A 16,741-nucleotide genomic window follows, 5' to 3' on the forward strand; every position below is an offset into this window, starting at 1 on the left:
CTCGACTGGGCCGGTGGACGCCGGTCACAGACCGGCGGCGGCCTTGAGCTGCTCGACGCGGTCGGTGCGCTCCCAGGTGAAGTCGGGCAGCTCGCGGCCGAAGTGCCCGTAGGCGGCGGTCTGCCGGTAGATGGGGCGCAGCAGGTCCAGGTCGCGGATGACGGCGGCCGGGCGCAGGTCGAAGACCTCGCGGATGGCGCTCTCGATCCGGGCCTGCGCGACCTTCGCGGTGCCGAAGGTCTCCACGAAGAGACCGACCGGCTCCGCCTTGCCGATCGCGTACGCGACCTGGACCTCGCAGCGGGTGGCGAGGCCGGCGGCGACGACGTTCTTGGCGACCCAGCGGGTCGCGTACGCCGCCGAGCGGTCCACCTTCGACGGGTCCTTGCCGGAGAAGGCGCCGCCGCCGTGCCGGGCGTAGCCCCCGTACGTGTCGATGATGATCTTGCGGCCGGTGAGGCCGGCGTCGCCCATCGGGCCGCCGATCTCGAAGCGGCCGGTCGGGTTGACCAGGAGCCGGTAGTCGTCGGTCTCCAGTTTGATGCCCTCGTCGGCGAGCTCGTTCAGGACGTGCTCCACGACGTGCTCGCGGATGTCGGGGGCCAGCAGTCCGTCGAGGTCGATGTCCGCGGCGTGCTGGCTGGAGACGACGACCGTGTCCAGGCGCACCGGACGACTGCCCAGGTAGCCGATCGTCACCTGGGTCTTGCCGTCGGGGCGCAGGTAGGGGACGGTGCCGTTCTTGCGCACCTCGGTGAGGCGCCGCGAGAGCCGGTGCGCCAGGTCGATCGGCAGCGGCATCAGGCTCGGCGTCTCGTCGCACGCGTAGCCGAACATGAGCCCCTGGTCGCCGGCGCCCTGCTGGTCGAGCGTGTCGTCGCCGGAGCCGTCGACGCGCTTCTCGTACGCCGTGTCGACGCCCTGTGCGATGTCCGGGGACTGCGCGCCGATGGAGACGGAGACCCCGCAGGAGGTGCCGTCGAAGCCCTTGGCGGAGGAGTCGTAGCCGATGTCGAGGATGGCCTGGCGCACGATGCCCGGCACGTCCGCGTACGCCGACGTCGTCACCTCGCCCGCGATGTGGACCTGTCCGGTCGTGATCAGGGTCTCCACCGCGACGCGGGAGCCCGGGTCCTGTGCGAGGAGCGCGTCCAGGATCGCGTCGCTGATCTGGTCGGCGATCTTGTCGGGGTGTCCCTCGGTCACGGACTCCGAGGTGAACAGACGTGTCGTCATGACTCTCCTGAGATGTGAGGTGGGGCGGTTGGCGGTGACCGCGGCGGTCACCGGATGCGGCGGACCACCGCTTCGAGGGTGTGGGCGAAGGCCCCGGCCGGCGTGGCGGTGCCGGTGAGGACCACTCCGGGCGGCCGGGAACCGGCGGCGACGAGTTGCCCGGCGAGCGCGTAGGCACGCTCGCCGCCCCCGCAGAACGCGCCGAGCACGAGGGGGTCGCCGAGGTCGGTCAGCGCCCCCACCACGGCATCGGCGGCCGGGGCCGACGCGTCCGCGTACGGCGGCGGCCGCAGCAGCACCACGGCCTCCGGCCCCCGGTAGGCGTACGCGACCCGGGTCAGCGCGGACAGCGGGGTCCCCGGCGCCCGGACCAGGCAGACGGTGCCGGTGCCGGGGCGCGCGGCGGGGCGCAGCTCGGTCAGGGCGGCCCCGCGCCGGACGCCCTGCCGTCCGCGCGGCGTCCGGTCCTGCGGTCCCGCGAGGAGCGCGAGCGCCCCGCCGACCGTCGTCGCGGGCGTCGCCGTGCGGGGCAGTTCGCGCAGGGCGTGCGCGGTCCTGGTGAGCAGGTCCTCGGTCTGGGCGAGGCCGGTCCCGAGACAGGTGGCGGTGAGCACGAGGCCCCCCTCGTCGTCCCGGTGGGCGACGAGCGTGAGGGGGAATCCGGTGCGCGCCCCCAGCGTCTCGGGGGTGCTGACGCGGACGCCCAGCGCGGCGAGCGCCGGTGCGAGGTCGCCGGGCGGGCGCGGCCGGTTCTCGAAGACGACGAGGCTGCCGGTGCGCGGGACGGCGGCCGGGGCGGCGGGGCCACCGGGGCGGGTCCAGGACCGGATGCGCCCCTGCGACACCCACTCGTACCCGGCCACGTCCACGGCCTGGTCGCGCAGCCGGGCCGGGAGTTCGGCGAGCGGGGCGTACGGGTTGACGCCTGCGGTCATCGGCAGCGGGTTGCGCAGGGCGGCGGGCAGCCGTTCGACACCGTCGAGGAGGATGCCCCGGCCGGAGACCGCCGCGCTGAAGCTGATGTCGGCCGCGCCCTCGTGGCCGCCGGCCCGGTAGAGGGCCAGCGCCCACACGGCGTGCAGGGCGCTGCTCTCCGGGCAGCCGAGGCCCCCCGCCCACGCGGCGAGCCGTTCGCTCTCCTCGGGCGTGATCCGGGTGCGGACCTGGCCGGTGCCGTCACCCGCGGGCGGAAGCGTGGCGGGGCCGGGCGGGGCGTCGCGCCAGAACTCGCGGGCCGGGGCGGTGTCCTGGGCGGCGAGCCAGCGCGTGTAGTCGCCGAGGTCGGGGCGGCGGGCGCCGCCGGGCAGCTCACCGCCCGCCAGGTAGGCGCGGTAGAACTCGTGCAGCAGCAGCCGCACGCTCCAGTCGTCCAGGAGCGCGGGGTGGAAGCTCAGCAGGACGCGGGTGCTGCCCGCCGCGTCCGGGCCGCCGCCCAGGAAGGTGACGCGCAGCGGTCCCGGCCGGCGCGGGTCGAGTCCCCGGCGCCGGTCGGCCTCGACCAGCGCGTGCCAGTCCACGCTGCCGTGCGGGAAGCGCAGCACTTCGGGGCCGGCGCCCCCGTGGCAGACGATCCACGGCTCGGGCCCCTCCTCGAAGGCGGCCCGCAGCACGCTCTCCCGTTCGGCGACGGACTGCCAGGCGGCGGCGAGCCGTTCCGGGTCGAGCGGCCCGTACCAGGTGACCGCGAGCTGTTCGCACCAGCCCTCGGTGCCGGGGTGCGCGTCCGCGTCCGCGAGGAGTTCGCGTTGCAGCGGGGTCGGCTCGATCCGGGGCGCGGGCCCGGGGCCGCTCTCCGTGACGGTGAGCAGGTCCGCGAGGAGCCCGGCGGGGAAGGGCGCGGCGGCGTGTCCGGCCGGCGGCCCGTCCGGGGTCAGGCGCAGGGTGTGGTGCCCGTCGTCGGCGGGTTCCAGGCTCGGCAGCCAGGAGGGGGCGGGGCGCGTACCGAGCCGGGCCAGGCGGTCGAGTGCGGCCTCGACGCGGTGCGGGTCCACGGGGCCGCGCAGCTCCAGGACGGGCGGTGCGGCCGGGTCCTGGCCGGTGGGGTCGAGGACGACGGTCATCGGGCCGCCGGGGGTGGCCCGGGCGGGGGTGGTGTGCGAGGAGTGGTCGGTGGTCATCGTCCTGCGGGGCACGCATGCGGGAGCGCGGCGGACCGGCTGCGGCGCGCATGCGGGAGACCCCCTCCCTCCCCTCTGTCGGCGAATGCGGAACGAGTATGCGAGGGCCCGCCCACACGGGACCGACACGGCACTGACACGGCGGTGGTCCGGTGGTGGGGCGCCGTGGTCCCGCAGGGTTCCGTCGGGGAGGCGACCGGATCCGTACCGTACGCGGGCATGCGAAGGCCCCGCGCCTTCCTCCAGCGGGACTGGACGCGGGGCCGAGCAGGACGCGATTCAGCCGAGCAGTTCGGTGACCGCCCCCGCGAAGCCCGTGTCGAGCATGGTGCGGACCGTCGTGTCGGCGGAGGCGGCCAGGCCGGTGTCGTGGCAGGCGACGCTGAGCATGTACCGCCCGCCCAGGACCCGGTGGGTGGCGAACGCCCAGTCGCCGTCGGCGGCGGGCCGGCCGTCGGGCGCGAGCAGTTCACCGCCGCCCTCGGCGAAGCCGAACTCGGTGAAGTCGAGCCGCAGCCCCTGCCCGAGCGCCTTGGTGTACGCCTCCTTGAGCGTCCACAGCCGCAGCAGCCGCGCCGCCCGCTCCCCCTCCGGAAGGTGTTCCAGTGCCCCGCGCTCGGCGGGCGTCAGCACGTGGCCCTGGAGCAGGTCGTACGACATGGGCCGGCCGGCGGGTTCGACGTCGACGCCGATCCGGCCGTTGCGGCTGATGCCGACGGCGATCATGTCCTCGGTGTGCGTGAGGCTCACGTCGATCTGGTCCAGGCTGCGCAGGTAGGGCCGGCCGCCGATCCGGTACGCGAGGTCGAGTTCGGCCGGTCCGGTGCGCAGGGCGGCGGCCGCCGTGTACTTGGTGACGAGGCGGGAGGCGAGGAACCGGTAGCGGAGCGTGGGGTCCTGGGTGCGCCGGTAGCGCTGCCAGTCACCGCCGAGCAGCCGGCGCAGCGCCGGCTGGGTGACGGCCGCCCCGAGCCACTCGCCCCAGGTGGTGTGGACGACGGCGTTGCCGTGCCGGTCCATGGCCTCGCGCACCAGGTGCCAGGGCGCGCCGGGCCCCGCGACGTGAAGGGGTGCGCTGATCCGCCCGGCGCCGATCCGCCCGGCACCGGGCGCGGGGATGCTCGTCATGGCCTGCCTTCGTACGGGAGCGCGTCGAGGTCGTAGCCCAGACCCTGGCCGTGCCGGCGGAGCAGCTCGGCGAGCACCTGGTCCTGGACGCCGTCGGGCAGGGCGGGCACGGGGATGCCGAGGCGCTGCCCGGCCCGGGTGAGGGCGAGCACGGCCCAGGCGGGGTCGGCGAGGAACGGGTCGGCGCCGTCCTGGCCCTCCCAGACGGCGAGCACGGCCGCGGCGCCGACGATCCGGCTGTAGCGGTCGCTGAGCCGGACGACGGCCGGGTCGGCGAGGGCGGACGGGTCGGCCGGGATGCGGCGGCACTGGGCGCGCAGCCCGCGCAGTTCGGTGGCGAACGCCTCGGCGAGCCCGGCCAGCGCGCCGGTGTGGCCGCCGGCTTCGCGGAGCGGGGCGAGCCGTTCGGCGGTCGCGACGAGCGAGGCGGCCATGAAGTCGCCGCCCCCCGCGATGCCGAGGAGCCGGTAGTCCAGGTGGGGCAGCACGGCGCCCGGGGTGAACAGTTCGGCGGGCGGCTCGGGTTCGGCGAACCAGGAGCGTTCGGCGAGGCCGCGCAGCTGGGGCACCAGGACCGACTGGCAGGAGGCGGATCCGGCGTGCCCGAGCCCGGCGACGGGCAGGTCGCGGCTGAGCTTGCCGAGTGCCCCGTACGCGGGGCTCGTGTGGTCGTAGCCGCGGGCGCCGAGGACCGTGGCGAGCTCTTCCAGGTTCTCCCGCAGCAGTTCGGGCACCACGTATTTGACGGCGGCGGCGAAGAGGTGGGCGCTCGCGGGCAGCAGGCTGAGGGCGCGCAGGACGGTGGTGGACATCGCGTCGCAGGCCAGGAGGTCGGCGAAGACCCCGGTGAGCGGCTTGTGCCAACGCCGGGCGACCCCGCTCGCGCGGCCCTCCGTCGCGGCGCGCGCCGCGGAGTGCAGGACCGTTCCGGCGGCGGCGGTGACGAGCCCGCAGATCAGGCTCCGGTTCACCTGGAAGGCGCGCAGGGCGATACCGGCCCCGTCGCCGGGGTGGCCGACGAGTGCGTCCTCGGGCACGGGCAGCTCGGCGAACTCCAGGCCGGAGAAGAGGGCCCCGCGCATCCCGGAGCTCTCCACCCGGGGCAGGTGGCGCAGGTGGGCCGGGTCCTGTCCGGCCGGGTCGAGCAGCAGGACGGAGTGGCTGCGCGGGCCGGGGGCCTCGTCGGTGCGGGCGTAGACGACGTGGAGGTCGGCGCGCGACGCGTTGAGGATGACGTCCTTGCGGCCGCTGATCCGGCGGCCGCCGGGGGCCGGGCGGGCGGTGAACTCGTGGCGCAGGATGGCGTTCGCGTGGGCGAGTTCGTGGTGCAGGATCGCGACCCGACCGCCGCCCAGCAGCAGCCGGGCGGTCTCGCGGCGCTGCGGCTCGTCCCCGGCCGCCCACACGGCGCCCGCCGCGAACAGCGAGATGAGGCCGTGGCCCATGCCGAGCCCCAGGTCGCGCCGGAACACCGGCCGCATGGCCCGGGCCAGCAGATCGGCGCGGGTCAGCAGGCCGCCCAGGGCGACGGGCACGCATTCGGCGCCGAGCCCCGCCTCGGTGAGCAGGGCCTCGGTCGCCTCGGGCGGGGTGCTGCGGGCGTCGGCGTCGAACAGGGCGGCGAACCCGTGCGGGTTGCCGGGGTCGTAGGGGTCGCCGAGCCGTGCTTCCAGGCGTCGCGCCCGTTCGAGGGCGTCCGCGTCCGCACGGTCCGGGGCAGGGGAGGGGGCGGGGCGCCCGGGGATCTCTGCGAGGGTGGTCATGACGGCGGCGTCCGCCTCCTTCGTCGTACGGGCACGGGGTGCGGGTGAGCGTGGCTCGACCCTGCGGGCGGCCGCTCGCGACGCGGTGGAGAACGGCTCGGGAACCGCTCCACGGGCGCTCCGGACATGGCCCAGAGGGTGTCTCACAGCATGCGGATCGCGGTCTCCGCGTGCCGCTTCGCCAGGTTGAGCGTGGCCGTGGAATTGCGGCCCAGCGCCTCGCGTACGTAACGGCGGGCCTCGGGCAGCCCGGCTCCCGCGCCCAGGACCTGTTCGACGGCGGTCTCCCGGAGGACGACGGTGTGCTGGGAGACGACGGTGACGCCGGTCGCGTCGGGCACCACGGACCACTCGCCGGTGTGCGCCTCCATCAGGGCGGGGGTGGCGGTCTGCTTGTAGACGATGCGCCCGGCGTGCGGGAAGCAGATGCGGACGGACTCGGTGGTGTGCGTACTGCCGTCGGCGGTGACGGTGTCCATGGCCATGACCTGGACACCGGGGGCGGGCTCGGTGAAGTCGAGGCGCGAGACGTGCGGGACCAGCTCGGGCCAGTCGCCGACGCGGTACAGGAAGTCGTACACCAGCTCGGCGGGGCCGTGGACGCGTACCGAGTCCTCGAAGGACAGGACGAGGTCGTCCAGGAGGGTCCAGCGCTCCGCGATCCCCTTCAGACCGGCCAGCTCCGCGCGGGAGTTGGTGTCGCACGCGGTCTCGACCCACCGCACGTCCCCGGGGCGGTCCCCGGCGACGGTGAAGTCGTGCAGCAGGACCAGCCGGGTCCCGCCGCCGGGGCGTTCCTCCACGATCCAGGTGCCCTCCATGGTCTCGACCGGGGCCTGCGGCCGGGTCTGCCGGAAGGTGATGCGGCGCGCCGCCGGGTCCTGGGCCCGCTCGGAGAGCCAGGACCGCACGTCGCCGTTGGCGATCGCCCACATGCGCAACCGCTCGTCGCGGCCGTCGAATTCCAGCCGCTCCACGTGCACGTTGGGCGGGAAGAACAGCGGCCAGCGCTCGGCGTCCGCGATCAGCCCGTAGACGACGCCCGGCTGGGCGTCCACGTCGACACTGTGCCTCGTCCGGTGCACACGTACGTCCGACACCACACACCTCTTTCTGGGTTGTTCGTGGACCCCGCCCCGCGCGGCGCGGGCGGTCCGGGAGGGTCAGAAGTTGCCCAGGCCGCCGCAGACGTTGAGGGCCTGCGCCGTGATGGAGGCGGCGGGGCCGGACGCCAGGTAGCCGACCAGGGCCGCGACCTCCTCCGGGGTGGAGTAGCGCCCGAGGGGGATCTTCGCCTCGAACCGGGCGAGGACGTCCTCGTCGGTGGTGTCCCAGGCGGCGGCGTATCCCGCGCGCACCCGCTGGGCCATCGCCGTCTCGACGTATCCGGGGCAGACGGCGTTGACGGTGACCCCGGTCGGCGCGAGTTCGCGGCCGAGCGCCTTGGTGAAGCCGACGACGCCGTGCTTGGAGGCGCTGTACGGGGCGCCGAGCAGGACGCCCTGCTTGCCGGCGGTGGAGGCGATGTTGATGATCCGCCCCCGGGCGGCGGCGTCCTGGAGCCCGCCGTTCGCCAGGGCCTCGCGGGTCACCAGGAACACGCTGTTGAGGTTGGTGTCGATGACGTCGTACCAGAGCTCGTCGGTCAGCTCGGCGGTCACGCCGCCGCCGCTGCGCCCGGCGTTGTTGACGAGGACGGTGAGCGGCCCGTACGCGGTGACGGCGGCGCGCACCAGGGCGGCGACGTCCTCGCGGGACCGCACGTCGGCGGCCTGCCCGGAGACGTCCAGCCCTTCGTCGCGCAGGGCGTCGACGGTCTCCTTGACGGCGGCGTCGGTGCGGGCGCACAGGAACACGCGGTGTCCGGCGCGGCCGAGCGTACGGACCACTTCCAGGCCGATGCCGCTCGTGCCGCCGGTCACCAGGGCGACGGGGCGGGTCTCGGAGGTGGCGGTCATGGGCGGGGCTCCTTCGTCGTGGCCGGGTGTACGGGGACGGGGCGCGGCTCCACACGGGCCGGCAGCGCGAGCGGGGCGGACGGCCCGACCGGTTCGAGCGCCCGGTCGAGCGCGGTCCGGCTGAGCACGGGTCCGCGCGCGGCGACGTATCCGTCGGGGCGCACCAGGAGCCAGGAGCCGGGGCGCAGGCCGAGCGCGGTGCGCAGCGCGGCGCCGGGGTCGGCAAGCGGTGCGGGGCCTTCGGTGCCGTCGGCGCGGCCGCCGAGGGTGCGCACGGAGAGCCATTCGGCGTACTGGGCGGCCGCGGTGACGGCGACGCCCACGGGCACGTCGCCGGGTCCGGTGCCGCCCGCCCCGAGCAGCAGGCTCCACCGCACGTCCCGCAGTTCGCGGGCGAACGCCTCGCGCACGGTGGGCTCCAGGCCGTCCAGCGCGACGCCCCGGGCGCGGCCACCCGGGGCGGGCCCGGTGGCGGCGGTCGCGGCGGTGGTGAGCGGGGATGCGCCGTAGCCGATGCGCAGCCCGGACATCCCGCCGAGGACCTTGCGCTGAATGGCGCGGCGCAACGGGGTGACGTTGCGGACGATGGTGAAGACGACGGGCAGCACGGCCGCGGCGAGCAGGTTCTTGAGCTGCACGAGGACGGTGGCGGTGCGGGTGGAGTCGAGCAGGGCGGCGCCGATGGGCACGCGCTCGGCGCCGTAGCTGTCGAGCAACCGGTCGGCCGCGTGGCCCTGTTCGACCTGGGCGAGCTTCCAGGCCAGGTTGTACGCCTCCTGGATGCCGGTGTTCATGCCCTGGCCCGAGGCGGGGCTGTGCACATGGGCGGCGTCGCCCGCGACGAAGACCCGGCCCTCGCGCATCCGGTCGACCCTGCGCTGCTGGAACGTGAAGACGGACGTCCACTCGCTGGGGCCGACGGTGACCGGCCGGCCCAGGCCCTTGGACAGCTTCGCGCCGAGGCGTTCCTCGGCACCGGCGGGGTCGCGGTCCGGCACGGTGTCGAGGAGGCGCCAGTACCCCTCGCGCGCGTACGGCACCATCATCAGGGCCTGTCCGCCGGTGTGCGCCCAGTAGATGGTGTCGGGCGGCAGGTCCATCGTGACGGGCACGTCGGCGAGCATCCACGTCTCGCTGCTGGTACCGGCGAGTTCCAGACCGAGGAGCTTGCGGACGGTGCTGTGGCCGCCGTCGCACCCGACCAGCCAGGAGACGTCCGCGGTGCTCCGGACACCGTCGGCGTCCTCCAGCGTCACGCGCACCCCGTCCGGGCGCCGGTCGAGGCCGGTGAGCCGGACGCCCCACTCGATGGCGACGCCGAGCCGGGCCACCGCCTCGCGCAGCACGGCCTCCGTGTCGGTCTGGCCGATGACCAGCGTGAAGGGGTACGCGGTCGGCATCGACGCGTAGTCGGCCTGGAGGCGGACCAGGCGGCGGCCCTCGGCGTACATCGTGAAGGCGGCGTTCCGGCGGCCCCGGGCGAGCATGGCGTCCACGACGCCCATCTGGTCGTACGTCTCCAGGGTGCGCGGGTGCGTGGCGACGGCGCGGCTGGTGCGCGCGGGGCCGGGGGCCGCGTCGACGAGGCGGACCCGCAGGCCGCGGCGGGCCAGTTCGTGGGCGGCGGTCAGGCCGACGGGGCCGGCGCCCGCGATCAGCACCTGCGGCGGGGCGGCCGGCTCCGTGCCGGAGTTCACCATGGTCGGTCTCCCGGGTCGGGGGCGGACGGTCGGGCGGTCACAGCGCGGCGCTGGCGCGCAGCTTCTGCCGTACGGCACGGCGCCGGGGTTTCCCGGTGGGCGTGCGCGGCACGGTGTCGATCGCCTCGGCGAAGCGGATCTGCTCGAAGCGGCCGAGGCGGTCGTTGGCGCGCTCGATGATCGCGTCCAGCACGTCGAGCACGCCGTGGCCGTACGGGTCGCCGTCCGCCCCGGCGTCCTCGCGCAGCACGATCCCGGCCCACACCAGGGCCCCGTGCTCGGGGTCCGGCCAGTCCGCGACCAGGCAGTCGGCGACCCGGGGGTCGTCGGCGAGGATCCGCTCGATGCGGCTGGGCGAGACGATCTCGTTGTCGTACTTGAAGACGTCGGCGAGCCGGTCGACCAGGGTCAGGTTGCCCTCGTCGTCCAGGCGGCCGACGTCGCCGGTGGCGAAGAAGCCGTCCGCGTCGACCCGGGCGGGGTGCTCCTCACCCAGGTAACCGGCCATCAGCTGCGGCCCGCGCACCAGGACCTCGCCGACCGACCAGGGGCCGAGCGGGCGCCGGGTCGTCAGGTCCACGATGCGGCACTCGGTCCCCGCGACGACGGAGCCGACGGTGCCGGGGCGGTAGCGGCCGGGCCGCTGGCTGTGCGTGAGCGGGGACAGCTCGGCCATGCCGTAGCCCTGGATGACGGGCACGCCGAGCCGTTCCTCCAGGACGCGCGCCGTCTGCGGCCGCAGCGCCGATCCGCCGGACAGCACGGCGGTCAGCCGCAGCCCGTCCGGCGCCCCGCCCGCCGCCAGGCGCTCGTCGGCGGCCAGGGCGTGCAGCCGGGCGGGCAGCCCGTAGTAGTGCGTGGCCCCCGCGTCGGCGGCGGCGCCGAGCGACGCGAAGGGGTCCGGGTCCTGGCAGAGGACCTGGCACGCGCCCGCGTACAGGGCCGAGTTCAGATGCATGACGTGGTAGAGCGGCAGGTGGTTGAGGGTCACCGACGCGCCGGTCAGGCCGTGCGCGTCGGCGGTCTGCCAGGCGTTGGCGACCACGTTGCGATGGGTCAGCAGGACCCCCTTGGGGGCGCCGGTGGTCCCGGTGGTGAACTGCACGCACGCCACGTCGTCCGGCGACGCGGCGGGCCCGGCGTACGGCTGCGCCCCGGCGATCAGCTCGTGCAGGGGCACGGTGCCGGCGGGCGCCCGCCCGTGGGGGGCGTCCACGACCACGACGGTGCGCAGGGCGGGCAGCCCGGGCGCGATCCGCGTGAGGGACGCGGCGGTGGCGGCGGGTGCGAGGACGATCTCGGCGCCCGAGATGCCGAGCACATGGTGCAGCCCCTCCGGCGGGAGCAGCGGGTTGACCAGGACGACGGTGGCCCCGGCCCGCATGACCCCGTGGTACGCGGCGGCGAACTCCGGGGTGAGGGTGTGGGTGACCCCGACCCGGGTGCCGCGGCCGGCGCCCGCCGAGGAGAGCCGGCCGGCGATCCGGTCGGCGTAGGCGTCGAGTTCGGCGAAGCGCAGCACGCGGGTCGCGGTGCGCACGGCGGTGCCGTCGGGGTCGCGCCGCGCGGCGCGCCGCAGCAGTCCGTCCACCGGGAGGTCGCTGTACGGGGTGTCGCGCACCGGGGTCCCCTTCCGTCGTCCACCGGCGGCCTTTACCTCCGGATTGCCTTCACCCTCCGCCCGTGCGCTTGAGGAATCTTCGAAGAGCGCTCGATCAGCACCACGGAAGGTGACGGAGAACCGCCCGAAGACCCCTGCGGAGGAAAAGGAAGACACGATGACGGCCGACACCACGCACCTCACCGGACACGCGCCGGACACCTCGGACTTCGGTTCGCTGTACGCCGAGGTCCAGCAGTTCTACGCCCACCAGATGCAGCTCTTCGACCGGCACGACGCCGAGCGCTGGGCCGCCACCTTCACCGAGGACGCCGTGTTCAGCGTGCCCACGCTGGACAGCCCGGTGCACGGGCGCGCGGAACTGGCCGCCAACGTCCACCGCAACCGGGCCCGGCAGGAGCGCGAGGGCGGGCAGCTGCGCCACTGGATCGGCATGCTCGACGTGGACGTCCGCCCCGGCGGCGTCCTGCACACCCGCGCCTACGCCCTGGTCTTCGCGACGCCCCGGGGCGGTGTGCCGGTGGTGTCGCGGTTCTGTGTGATGGCGGACGAACTGGTCCGCTGCCGGGGCCGGCTGCGGGTCCGCAGCCGTGTGGTGTCGCGGGACGACCTCACGGCCGGCTACCCGGCCCCGGTGCTCGTCTGAGGGATGCGCGGGAGCGTCAGGCGCGGCAGACCGGCAGACCGCCGTGGTACCGCGCCATCTCCTGGAACAGCGCCCCGATGTCGAGGGGCGCGCCCGGGAGGGCGCCGCGCTCCTCCGCGTACGCCCGGTGCAGATTGGGCACCAGGCGCTCGGAGTCCAGGAGCCCGGCGTACGGGCCCGGCCCCGCCTCCCGGGCGGCGTCGTACGGGGTCAGGCCGGCGGCGACGCCCTCGCGGGCGAGCTCCTGGAGGCGGCGGAAGTACCCCGCGTCGGCGTCGAGGAGTTCCGGGCCGCCGACGGGACCGTGCCCGGGGACGACCGTGAGCGGTTCCAGGGCGCGCAGGCCGGCGAGGGCGCGCAGGGAGCCGCTGACCGAGCCCATCGGGCAGAACGGGGTGACGCCGTTCATCACCACGTCACCGGCGAACAGGACGCGCGGCCCCGGCAGCCACACCACGGTGTCACCGCAGGTGTGCGCGGGCCCCACGTGCAGGAGTTCGGCCCGCAGCTCCCCCACGTACAGCGTCATCCGCTCCTCGAAGGTGACCTGCGGGACGACGACCTCCAGGTCCCCCCAGCGCACTTCGGGCCAGAGCCCCGTCAGGTGCAGCCCCGCCGCGGCCGCCTCGTCCCGGGCCCGCGCGTGGCCGACGACGACCGCCTCCGGGAAGACGCAGTTGCCGAAGGTGTGGTCGCCGTGGAAGTGCGTGTTGACCAGGTACCGGGGCGGGCCGGCCGTCACCGCGAGGACCCGGGCGCGCAGGGCGCGGGCCCGGTCCAGGGTGGCGACGGTGTCGACCAGCGCGCTCTCACCACCGTCGGCGAGCAGCCCGGAGTTGTTCAGGCACCAGCCGCCGTCGCCCTGGACGTGGGCGTGGACACCGTCGGCGATCTCGGCGAGCAGGCCGTCCGTCATTCAGGCCGCCGACCGGGCGGCCGGCGCCCCGTTGACGAGGTCGAGGTACGCGCGCGGGGTCTGCGCCTCGTCCAGCGCCTCCTCGTCAAGCGCCAGGTCGTGGTCGCGCTCCACGATGCCGGTGACCTGGAGCAGGGCCAGCGAGTCGTAGCCCAGGTCGAGAAAGAGGGTGTCCAGGGCGGCCTCGTCCAGCGGCACGCCCTCGTCGCTGCCGGCGGCGTCGCGCAGCAGGGCGGCAAGGTCGGTCAGGTTCAGGCGGTCCACGGTGTTCCCCTCCTGGTACGGGTGTGCGTTCGGGTGGTGCTCAGAGCTGTACGGCGCTCACGCGCGGGGCGCGCGCACCACGGCCGCCGCGTTGAAGCCGCCCCGGCCCCGGGCGAGGACCAGCGCGTGCCGCAGCCGTGCCGGGCGGGGCGCGCCGGTCACCAGGTCCACCGGGCAGTCGTCGGCGAGCCGGCCGACCGGTGCGCCCGGCGGGACGACCTGGTCGCGCAGGGCGAGCAGTGCCGCCGCCAGATCGAGGGCGGACCCGCCCGAACCGAGCCGCCCGAACAGCGACTTCGGGGCCGTCACCGGCACCCCGTACGGGCCGAAGAGGGCGGTGAGCGCGGCGGCCTCGGCGCGGTCGGCGTCCCGGTTCCCGGCGGCGTCCGCGAAGACGACGTCCACGTCCGCCGCGTCGACCCCGGCGTCGGCGAGGGCGAGGCGTGCGGCGTCGAGCAGCCGGGGCGCGCCGCGTCCGGGCGCCGGGTCGAAGGTGGCGGCGCAGCCCTCGACGGTGCCGAGGACGCGGGCCCCCCTGGCGTGCGCGGCGTCGCCGTCCTCCACGACGAGCAGGGCGCCGCCCTCCCCCACGACATGCCCGGAGGCGTCGGCGGAGAACGGCAGGTAGGCGTCGGCCGGGTCGCTCCGGGTGCTCAGGCCCCCGGCGGCCAGCTGGGCGGTGAAGCCCCACGGGCACACCGTCGCGTCGAAGCCGCCGGTGAGGACGGCCCGGCCGCCCTTGCGCAGCTGGCGCCGGGCCTGGGCCATCGCGTCGAGGCCGCCCGCCTGCTCGGAGACGACGACCCCGCTGGGGCCGCGCAGGCCGTGCCGGATGGAGATCTGGCCGGAGTTGGCGGCGTAGAACCAGGCGAAGGACTGGAAGGCGCCGACGTACCGGCTGCCCTTGCTCCACAGTTCCTGCAGTTCGCGCTGGCCGAACTCGAAGCCGCCCGCGCCGTTGGCGGTGACGACGCCCATGCCGTACTCGGGCAGGGCCGACGGGTCGATGTCCGCACTGGTGAGGGCCTCGGCCGCCGCCGCGAGGGCGAGCCGGGTCACCCGGTCGGTCTGCGGAAGCAGCTTGGCCGGCACGTGCGCCGCGTCCTCGAAGCCGGTGACCTCACCGGCGAGGACGGCCGGGTAGCCGGAGGCGTCGAACCGGGTGACGGGGCCGATCGCGCGGTGCCCGCGCAGGACCGCCGACCACCAGGTCTCGGTGCCGACTCCGCCGGGTGCGGCGATCCCGATGCCGGTGACGGCCGCGGTCGCGGTACGGGCGGATACGTCTTTCTCCTGAGCGGCGACGGTCATCGGCGGGACTCCGTCCGGGGGGCGGTGAGCACCATCGCGCTCTGGAAGCCGCCGAATCCGCTGCCGACGCTGAGCACGGTGTCGGTGCGCTGCTCGCGGGCGACGAGCGGTACGTAGTCGAGGTCGCAGCTCGGGTCGGGCTCGTGCAGATTCGCGGTGGGCGGGACCGTGTCGTGCTCGATGGCCAGCGCGCACGCGGCGATCTCCAGGGAGCCGATCGCACCGAGCGAGTGCCCGATCATCGACTTGATGGAGCTCACGGGCACCCGGTAGGCGTGCTCGCCCAGGCTCGCCTTGAAGGCGGCCGTCTCGTGCTTGTCGTTCTGCTTCGTCCCCGAGCCGTGCGCGTTGACGTAGTCCACGGCGGTCGGGTCGAGCCGCGCCTCGTCCAGCGCGATACGGACGGCCTCCGCCATCTCCCGCCCGTCCAGGCGCAGTCCGGTCATGTGGTACGCGTTCGAGCGGCTGGCGAACCCCGCGATCTCCGCGTACACCCGCGCCCCCCTGCGTACCGCGTGCGCGTACTCCTCAAGCACCAGTACGGCGCTGCCCTCGCCGAGGACGAAGCCGCCCCGGGTCCGGTCGAAGGGGCGTGAGGCGGTCTCCGGCTCGTCGTTGCGCGCGGAGGTGGCCCGGATCGCGTCGAAGGAGGCCAGGGTGATCGGGGTGATCGGCGCCTCGGACGCCCCGGCCAGCATCACATCGGCGCTGCCCTCGCGGATGAGCTCCGCGGCGTGCCCGAGCGAGTCCAGGCCGGAGGTGCACCCGGTCGAGACGACGGCGACGGGGCCGAGCGCCCCGGCGTCCCGGGCGACCTCGGCGGCCACGGAACTCGGCACGAGGTAGTCGCCGAGCCGTTCCTCCGCGCGGGCCGGGTCCAGCAGCCAGTGCTCGCCGCGCTCGCTGACATGTGCGTACACCTCGTCGAGCCCGCTGCTGCACCCGACCGCGGTGCCCAGCGAGACGCCGGTGCGCTCGCCCCCGGCCGCCAGGTCGAGGCCGCTGTCGGCGACGGCCTCGCGGGCGGCGGTGAGCGCGAACTGCGCGACCCGGTCCAGGCGGTGGGCCTCGCCGGGGTCGAAGCCGTGGTGCGCGGGTTCGAAGTCGGCCTCGGCGGCGATCCGGGACCGGAACGACGTGGCGTCGAAGCGGGTGATGCGGCGGGTGGCGGTACGCCCCTCCGTCAGCAGCGACCAGAACGCGGCGGTGCCGGTGCCGCCCGGGGCGACCACCCCGATACCGGTGATGACGACCCGCCTCATCGGACACCCGCGGGCTGGGGGGCGAGCCGGCGCACCACGCGTGCGGCGCGGCCCACCAGACGGGGGAGGTCGTGGCCCCGCAGGAAGAAGTGGTCGCCGGGCACGGTGCGGACGGCGAACGGGCCGGTGGTCCAGGCGCGCCACTGCGCCATGGCCCCGGGCTGCGCCAGCGGGTCGTCCGCGCCGGCCACCGCGAGGACGGGGACCGTGAGCGGCCCGGCCGGCGAGGGTTCGCGGGCGGCCGTCCGCAGCTCGTGGGCGAGGACGAGGTCGTCGCGGAGCACCGGCAGCACGGCCTGGTGCCAGAAGTCGCCGGGCCGGGCGCGCGTGGGCAGGGCGTTGGCCTCGCCGAGCAGGCGCAGCAGCTCCTCGTCGCCCGCCCGGCACTGGTCGGCCAGGGCGGACAGCGCGTCGGGCGGCGGGCAGGCGCCGACGACGAGCAGCGCAGGCCCCGGGAGCCCCGCCTCGTGCAGGGCCCGGGTGACGCTGTACGCGACGAGGGCGCCGAGACTGTGCCCGTACAGGATGTACGGTGCTTCGCCGCCCTCGCCGGTGAAGCCGGTGAAGTGGTCCAGCTGGTCGGCGAGCAGGTCGGCGGGGCGGGTGAGGCGCGGCTCGGAGCGCCGGCGTTCGCGGCCGGGCAGCAGGTGCGGCACGGTCTCGACGCCGGGGCCGAGGCGCGGGCCCCAGCCGTAGAAGGCGGAGACGCCCGCTCCGGCGTGCGCGAAGCAGTGGAGCCGTACGGGCCGTTCGTCGGACATGGGCCGTCCTCTCGCGTAGGAGTCCGGGCCCTCGGCCTGGGCCCTCCCCGACCGCAGC

14 protein-coding genes are annotated in these 16,741 nt (G+C 75.6%); 1 reads left to right on the forward strand and 13 read right to left on the reverse strand.

Annotation, left to right across the window (positions count from 1 at the left end):
• Nucleotides 1-24: 24 nt before the first annotated feature.
• The 8 genes from metK to OG867_RS32655 form a co-directional block, all read right to left on the reverse strand.
• Nucleotides 25-1,236, reverse strand: coding sequence for a methionine adenosyltransferase (metK, locus tag OG867_RS32620; protein WP_018106341.1), 1,212 nt, complete (start codon nt 1,234-1,236; stop codon nt 25-27).
• Between the two features lie 47 nt (nt 1,237-1,283).
• Nucleotides 1,284-3,353: a condensation domain-containing protein gene (locus tag OG867_RS32625; RefSeq protein WP_331720434.1), complete on the reverse strand. Its 2,070-nt coding sequence runs from the start codon at nt 3,351-3,353 to the stop codon at nt 1,284-1,286.
• A 279-nt stretch (nt 3,354-3,632) separates the two neighbouring features.
• On the reverse strand, nt 3,633-4,481 hold the full coding sequence (locus OG867_RS32630; RefSeq protein WP_328904717.1) for a 4'-phosphopantetheinyl transferase superfamily protein: 849 nt from the start codon (nt 4,479-4,481) through the stop codon (nt 3,633-3,635).
• Nucleotides 4,478-6,244 (reverse strand): acyl-CoA dehydrogenase, encoded by a 1,767-nt coding sequence (locus OG867_RS32635; RefSeq protein ID WP_331720435.1) that lies wholly within the window; start codon nt 6,242-6,244, stop codon nt 4,478-4,480. The genes OG867_RS32630 and OG867_RS32635 overlap by 4 nt, the downstream gene beginning before the upstream one ends.
• A 143-nt stretch (nt 6,245-6,387) precedes the next feature.
• The gene (locus OG867_RS32640; RefSeq protein ID WP_328904719.1) at nt 6,388-7,344 is read right to left on the reverse strand and encodes an aromatase/cyclase; all 957 of its coding nucleotides are present in this window, start codon (nt 7,342-7,344) and stop codon (nt 6,388-6,390) included.
• A gap of 63 nt (nt 7,345-7,407) precedes the next feature.
• Complete coding sequence (locus OG867_RS32645) at nt 7,408-8,202, reverse strand: SDR family NAD(P)-dependent oxidoreductase (RefSeq protein ID WP_073969568.1); 795 nt, start codon at nt 8,200-8,202, stop codon at nt 7,408-7,410.
• The gene (locus OG867_RS32650; RefSeq protein ID WP_331720436.1) at nt 8,199-9,902 is read right to left on the reverse strand and encodes an FAD-dependent oxidoreductase; all 1,704 of its coding nucleotides are present in this window, start codon (nt 9,900-9,902) and stop codon (nt 8,199-8,201) included. The genes OG867_RS32645 and OG867_RS32650 overlap by 4 nt, the downstream gene beginning before the upstream one ends.
• Nucleotides 9,903-9,939: 37 nt before the next feature.
• Nucleotides 9,940-11,523 carry a class I adenylate-forming enzyme family protein gene (locus OG867_RS32655; RefSeq protein WP_406291344.1) on the reverse strand — a complete coding sequence of 528 codons (1,584 nt, stop codon included), beginning with the start codon at nt 11,521-11,523 and terminating at the stop codon, nt 9,940-9,942.
• A gap of 157 nt (nt 11,524-11,680) precedes the next feature.
• On the opposite strand from OG867_RS32655, the gene OG867_RS32660 reads away from it, so the two are divergent.
• Nucleotides 11,681-12,169, forward strand: a complete 489-nt coding sequence (locus OG867_RS32660) for a nuclear transport factor 2 family protein (protein ID WP_328904722.1) — start codon at nt 11,681-11,683, stop codon at nt 12,167-12,169.
• Nucleotides 12,170-12,185: 16 nt separating this feature from the next.
• Here the strand turns inward: OG867_RS32660 and OG867_RS32665 are convergent, their stop codons facing one another.
• Genes OG867_RS32665 through OG867_RS32685 form a run of 5 tightly spaced genes read right to left on the reverse strand, consistent with a single transcriptional unit; the run spans nt 12,186 to nt 16,683 of the window.
• A complete protein-coding gene (locus OG867_RS32665) occupies nt 12,186-13,085 on the reverse strand; it encodes an MBL fold metallo-hydrolase (protein ID WP_328904723.1) in 900 nt (299 codons plus the stop codon).
• Complete coding sequence (locus OG867_RS32670; RefSeq protein WP_328904724.1) at nt 13,086-13,349, reverse strand: acyl carrier protein; 264 nt, start codon at nt 13,347-13,349, stop codon at nt 13,086-13,088.
• A gap of 57 nt (nt 13,350-13,406) precedes the next feature.
• Nucleotides 13,407-14,660, reverse strand: coding sequence for a beta-ketoacyl synthase N-terminal-like domain-containing protein (locus OG867_RS32675; protein ID WP_331720438.1), 1,254 nt, complete (start codon nt 14,658-14,660; stop codon nt 13,407-13,409).
• Nucleotides 14,657-15,922, reverse strand: coding sequence for a beta-ketoacyl-[acyl-carrier-protein] synthase family protein (locus OG867_RS32680; protein WP_331720439.1), 1,266 nt, complete (start codon nt 15,920-15,922; stop codon nt 14,657-14,659). The genes OG867_RS32675 and OG867_RS32680 overlap by 4 nt, the downstream gene beginning before the upstream one ends.
• Complete coding sequence (locus tag OG867_RS32685; RefSeq protein WP_328904727.1) at nt 15,919-16,683, reverse strand: thioesterase domain-containing protein; 765 nt, start codon at nt 16,681-16,683, stop codon at nt 15,919-15,921. Before OG867_RS32685 ends, OG867_RS32680 begins: the two co-directional genes overlap by 4 nt.
• Between the last annotated feature and the right edge of the window lie 58 nt (nt 16,684-16,741).

The sequence above is a fragment of the Streptomyces sp. NBC_00209 genome, from assembly GCF_045206345.1.
GTDB lineage: Bacteria > Actinomycetota > Actinomycetes > Streptomycetales > Streptomycetaceae > Streptomyces.

Bases quoted from the DNA above. Each gene is read 5' to 3' on its own strand.
- OG867_RS32665 (WP_328904723.1), bottom strand. From the start codon at position 13,085: ATGACGGACGGCCTGCTCGCCGAGATCGCCGACGGTGTCCACGCCCAC.
- OG867_RS32675 (WP_331720438.1), bottom strand. From the start codon at position 14,660: ATGACCGTCGCCGCTCAGGAGAAAGACGTATCCGCCCGTACCGCGACC.
- OG867_RS32680 (WP_331720439.1), bottom strand. From the start codon at position 15,922: ATGAGGCGGGTCGTCATCACCGGTATCGGGGTGGTCGCCCCGGGCGGC.
- OG867_RS32685 (WP_328904727.1), bottom strand. From the start codon at position 16,683: ATGTCCGACGAACGGCCCGTACGGCTCCACTGCTTCGCGCACGCCGGA.
- OG867_RS32650 (WP_331720436.1), bottom strand. From the start codon at position 9,902: ATGGTGAACTCCGGCACGGAGCCGGCCGCCCCGCCGCAGGTGCTGATC.
- OG867_RS32625 (WP_331720434.1), bottom strand. From the start codon at position 3,353: ATGACCACCGACCACTCCTCGCACACCACCCCCGCCCGGGCCACCCCC.
- OG867_RS32635 (WP_331720435.1), bottom strand. From the start codon at position 6,244: ATGACCACCCTCGCAGAGATCCCCGGGCGCCCCGCCCCCTCCCCTGCC.
- OG867_RS32645 (WP_073969568.1), bottom strand. From the start codon at position 8,202: ATGACCGCCACCTCCGAGACCCGCCCCGTCGCCCTGGTGACCGGCGGC.
- OG867_RS32630 (WP_328904717.1), bottom strand. From the start codon at position 4,481: ATGACGAGCATCCCCGCGCCCGGTGCCGGGCGGATCGGCGCCGGGCGG.
- metK (WP_018106341.1), bottom strand. From the start codon at position 1,236: ATGACGACACGTCTGTTCACCTCGGAGTCCGTGACCGAGGGACACCCC.
- OG867_RS32660 (WP_328904722.1), top strand. From the start codon at position 11,681: ATGACGGCCGACACCACGCACCTCACCGGACACGCGCCGGACACCTCG.